Source organism: Streptomyces sp. ADMS (assembly GCF_033441795.1).
Lineage (GTDB): Bacteria > Actinomycetota > Actinomycetes > Streptomycetales > Streptomycetaceae > Streptomyces.
In genome coordinates this window covers 1-4,169 of sequence record NZ_JAVFVX010000233.1, presented here as the reverse complement: position 1 = coordinate 4,169, position 4,169 = coordinate 1, and the positions used below count along the sequence as shown (strand labels likewise).

6 protein-coding genes are annotated in these 4,169 nt (G+C 69.8%); 2 read left to right on the top strand and 4 right to left on the bottom strand.

Translation table 11 applies throughout. From position 1 onward, the window contains the following. A partial coding sequence (locus RB628_RS39610) for a BON domain-containing protein (RefSeq protein ID WP_318325498.1) occupies positions 1-170 on the top strand: 170 nt, incomplete at its 5' end. Positions 171-224: 54 nt separating this feature from the next. Here the strand turns inward: RB628_RS39610 and RB628_RS39605 are convergent. Next, complete coding sequence (locus RB628_RS39605; RefSeq protein WP_318325497.1) at positions 225-1,154, bottom strand: pyridoxamine 5'-phosphate oxidase family protein; 930 nt, start codon at positions 1,152-1,154, stop codon at positions 225-227. Between the two features lie 161 nt (positions 1,155-1,315). Between RB628_RS39605 and RB628_RS39600 the strand changes: the two genes are divergently transcribed. Then, positions 1,316-1,990: a CBS domain-containing protein gene (locus tag RB628_RS39600; RefSeq protein ID WP_318325496.1), complete on the top strand. Its 675-nt coding sequence runs from the start codon at positions 1,316-1,318 to the stop codon at positions 1,988-1,990. 161 nt (positions 1,991-2,151) lie between these two features. On the opposite strand, the gene RB628_RS39595 is transcribed toward RB628_RS39600, so the two are convergent. The 3 genes from RB628_RS39595 to RB628_RS39585 form a co-directional block, all read right to left on the bottom strand. Continuing rightward, entirely contained in the window at positions 2,152-2,616 is a 465-nt protein-coding gene (locus RB628_RS39595) for an Hsp20/alpha crystallin family protein (protein ID WP_318325495.1), read from the bottom strand. A 3-nt stretch (positions 2,617-2,619) separates the two neighbouring features. After that, positions 2,620-2,931 carry a DUF1876 domain-containing protein gene (locus tag RB628_RS39590; RefSeq protein WP_318325494.1) on the bottom strand — a complete coding sequence of 104 codons (312 nt, stop codon included), beginning with the start codon at positions 2,929-2,931 and terminating at the stop codon, positions 2,620-2,622. Between the two features lie 11 nt (positions 2,932-2,942). Continuing rightward, the coding region (locus tag RB628_RS39585; RefSeq protein ID WP_318325493.1) for a nicotinate phosphoribosyltransferase at positions 2,943-4,169 on the bottom strand (1,227 nt) is incomplete at its 5' end.

Below are 4,169 nucleotides of genomic sequence, written 5' to 3'. Positions count from 1 at the left end.
TCCACGTGAACTGCCACGAGGGAGTCGTCACCCTCCGCGGACACATCCGCGACACCTCGCTGATCTCGGTTGCCGTGCGCCTCGTGCGCGCCATTGAGGGCGTCGTGGACGTCGAGCCCCATCTCACCGGCAAGTCCGCCAGTCCGGCCGGACCTGGGGGCGAGCAGTAGAAGGTCGAACCCGGCACGCACGCGGACGGTGAGGAACCGATCAGCGCTCCTCCCTCACTGCTCGGCCGCCGTAATACGGCGCCCCGTGATGCGCGTGGGCTGGATCGACACCCACATCTCACGTTCACCCCCGGGCCACGGCGTGGTGTGGGCGCCATCGACCAGCCTCAGCACGGCGTCCGGCTCGGTGACCACCCGCGCAGGTCCGACGACGAGCACACTCCAGCCCTGGCTCATGGCCTCATCCACATGGTCGACCTCGAAGGCGACCTCCGATCCCACGGCCGCCGCCGGGACCGAGTCCGGCGCGGTCCGGAACGCGATCGCATCGTCGATGACCTCGTAGTTCACCGGAACCACCGCCGGGCCGTGCGCTGTCGACACCGCGACGCGGCCCACACCGTGCGTGGACAGCAGGGCGCGGCATTCGTCGGGGCCGAGGTCCCGCAGCCGAGGGTGCAGGAGCGCCTGACCCAGGCCAGGCGGCAGATCGATGCCGGCGCCCCGCAGAGCGACGGTGGTGGTGCCCAGCGCGTCGGCCAGGCGGATAAGGCTCGCCGCGGTCGGGTCGGCCGGCTGTTCCTCGAGGTATGCCAGGTATCCCGGCGCCATTCTGGCGCGGCGGGCCGTCTCTTCCCGGGTCAGTCCCTGGCGTGTGCGCTCGGTGGCGACGCGGCGCCCGATGTCACCGGGATTGGCCGGCCTGCCCAGCGGGGTTCCGCGGGCCTCGGCACTTCTCTGCCCGCCTGGCTGTTCCGTGCGTGGCCGGGAAGGCTCGTGTGCGCTCCCGGGACCGTGCTCGATGTGATGGATGTGCGCGTCGGGCCCGGGAAAGATGAGGGTCACCTCATCCGTGTCCGACCAGCGCACATCGTAGGGAGGCGTTCCATCCTCATGGTGGAGTCCGACAATCTCGCCGTCGCGCCTGGTGACGCCGGTGGCAGGGCTCTCGACCACGAGTTGATCGCCGAGTTGAGCTCGCATGATCGCCGCCGTTTCCTCAGAATGCTGCTGTAACCCAACGTCCCACGCGCGGCGTGCCGCCGCACGGGATGAGAACCCTGTGATCCGGGTAGCCGGACGGACAGTGCGGGGACGCCCCATCCCCTCGCCATTGGCTGTCTCCCCCGGAAGGGAGAGGCGACATGCACCACCGTACGGTCGAAAAGCTCATGACCCGAGACGTCGTGCGAGCACGGCGCGACATGCCGTTCAAAGAGATCGTCAAACTGCTCGCGGACAACGACGTCACCGCCGTGCCCGTGGTCGACGAACTCGACCGCCCCATCGGTGTGGTGTCCGAGGCCGACCTGCTGCGCAAGTCCTCCGCCCAGGCCGACCCCTCCGGCCTGACACCGGTCCCGCTTCTGGAGGCGTGGGAGCGCGCCAAGGCCGAAGGCGCCAGGGCCGAAGAGCTGATGTCGGCTCCCGCCGTGTGCGCGCGTCCGGAGTGGACCGTGGTCGAGGCGGCTCGCCTCATGGCAGTCCAGAACGTCAAGCGACTGCCCGTGGTGGACGAGGCGGACCGACTGCAGGGCATCGTCAGCCGCGGTGACCTGCTGAGGATCTTCCTGCGTCGTGACGATGCCATCCGCGACGAGATCACTGGGGACGTGCTGCGGGGGACGCTGGGGCCTGTCGCCTCGGACGTGACGGTCGAGGTGCGCGAAGGACGCGTGAGCCTCGGTGGTTCCGTCGAGGTCAGGACCCTGATCCCGGTGATCGAGCGGCTGTGCCGGAGCGTGGACGGCGTGGTCTCTGTCGCCGAGCACATCGCGTACCGAGCAGACGGCTCCCGGAGTTCCGCAACCGGCACGTGAGGGCAGCGCAGGACCGGGCTCGGAGCGGCGAGGTCTCACGCCGCCCTGATCACGTCCCAAGGAGGGTGCCCGGCATCGCCCGGCTGCCCGTCGCGCCCGTAGCACCCTGCTACGGAACAGACCCTGAACCCGCACAGCCTCTGACTGCTCCCGCCCCTGACTCAGCCGGCGATCTCGATACGATGCGCTTTGGCCTTCTCGGCCTTCGGAACGCGCACGGTGAGAACCCCGTTGGCTAGCTCGGCGCTGATGTGTTCGGTGTCCGAGTTCGGCGGCAGACTCGTACGGTAGTCGAACTCCCCGATGTGGCGGGCGCGCCGCCGGACCACGCCGGTGCGTTCCTTCTCCTTGATCTCGCCGTGGACATCGATCTCGGAGTCGGTGACCTCCACGGTGATGTCGTCCTTGTCCACCCCGGGAACCTCCAGCTCCACCAGGTACGCGTCCTCGGTGTCCTCGATGTCGGCCAGCGGCGCCCATGCCCCGACAGTGCCGAGTTTCGCGCCACCAGGAAAGGCGGACTGCATGAGCCGGTCCATGCGAGTGTGCAGGTCCTCAAGCTCGCGGAAGGGGTCCCATACCGGGAGAGCGCCCCTCCCATGGTGTTGGTGCGCAGGCAGCGTCATCGGTCATCCTCCTTGCATCTGATCCGGCAACGGCCAGCCGGTCTCCGGGCGATCCCTCCGCTCGGTCGAGGCCGCGCCCATGCCCTCGATTTCACGCTCGGCAACGTCCACCAGCTGCCGGCCGAGGTCGTGCAGGGCCCTGCCCGCCGCCAGCTCGTCACCGATCTCCGGCACGTCCGTGTCCACGGGGTTCCGGTGCGCGTCCCCGTGCCCGGTGAGCTCTGTGGTCCCGGTGTCCAGCACGACCCGTGCCTTGGTCGTTCCCTCGTCCTCGAAGAGGTAGAGGCGAACCTTCCATTCCACGGTATGCGGCATCACTGTCCTCCTCATCTCGGTACAGAGCGCTGTGATCCGGTTGCGCTCCGCTCGTGGTTGCGCAGGTCCGCGGATGAGGCCAGGATCTCGTCTTCGATACGGCGCCGGACCTGGTCGGTGAGGACGGTCAGCTGTCCGGAGGTCGTCGCCCGTGGCGCGAGGGGCGCCCGGATGCGGCGTGCCGCGGGCGGGAGCCCGGCCAGGTCGGCAGCGAACCTCTCCCCGCTCTCGTCCAGCGTGGGGCGCTCGACGGTGCGCCTCCCGTTCCGCATCACCGTCTCCAACAGCGGTACGCCAGCCCCCGGCGGCTGCTCATCACGGAGCCCGATCACGTCCGCGAATCCGGGACAGCGGAACACCTGCTTCTGCCCGGGGGCGCTCACCTTGGCCGAGGAGAGCTTCATCACCGGCCGTCCGTCGTACTCGACCATCTTGTAGGCGGAGTCCAGGAACGGGGCGTCGGCCGACACCCCGACACGGGTGCCGACCGCGTACACGTCGATCGGTGCTCCGGAGCGGACCAGTTCGTCCACGGAGTGCTCGTCGAGACCGCCGCTGGCGATGATCCGTACGTCCGGCAGTCCCGCCGCGTCGAGGAGGGCACGCGCCCGCAGCGCCAGGGCTCCCAGGTCGCCGCTGTCCAGCCGTACGGCCGAACCGGGCCCACGGGCCGCGTGGTCGAGGTCTCGCAGCACCCGGGCCGCGACACGGACCCCCTCCTCGGTGTCATAGGTGTCGACCAGGAGCGTCACCGGGCCGGGGTGGGTCCGGGCGAAGGCCCGGAAGGCCGCCTCCTCCGTGCCGAACGCCTCGATGTACGAGTGGGCCATCGTGCCCACGGCCGACAGCCCTTCGGCGATGGCCGCGGCGACATTGCTCGTACCCGCGAAGCCGACCATCGCGCTCAACCGGGCCGCTTGAAAGCCGGCTTGGGGGCCGTGGGTGCGTCGCAGGGAGAAGTCCACGACCGGGTGCCCCGCCGCGGCCAGGACGCACCGTGCGGCCTTCGAGGCGATCGTCGTCTGGTGGTTGACCTGGTTGAGTACGTACGTCTCGACCAGCTGGGCCTGCGGGAGCGGAGCGGTCACCTCCAGCAGCGGCTCTCCCGCGAGGACGATCCGGCCCTCCGGCACAGCCCGCACCTGGCCGGTGAACTCCAAGCCCAGCAGCGGGGCCAGATCGCGTGGAGGCCGGTGCAGTGCCGAGGCGAAGGCATCGACGTCCTCGGCGTCGACCCG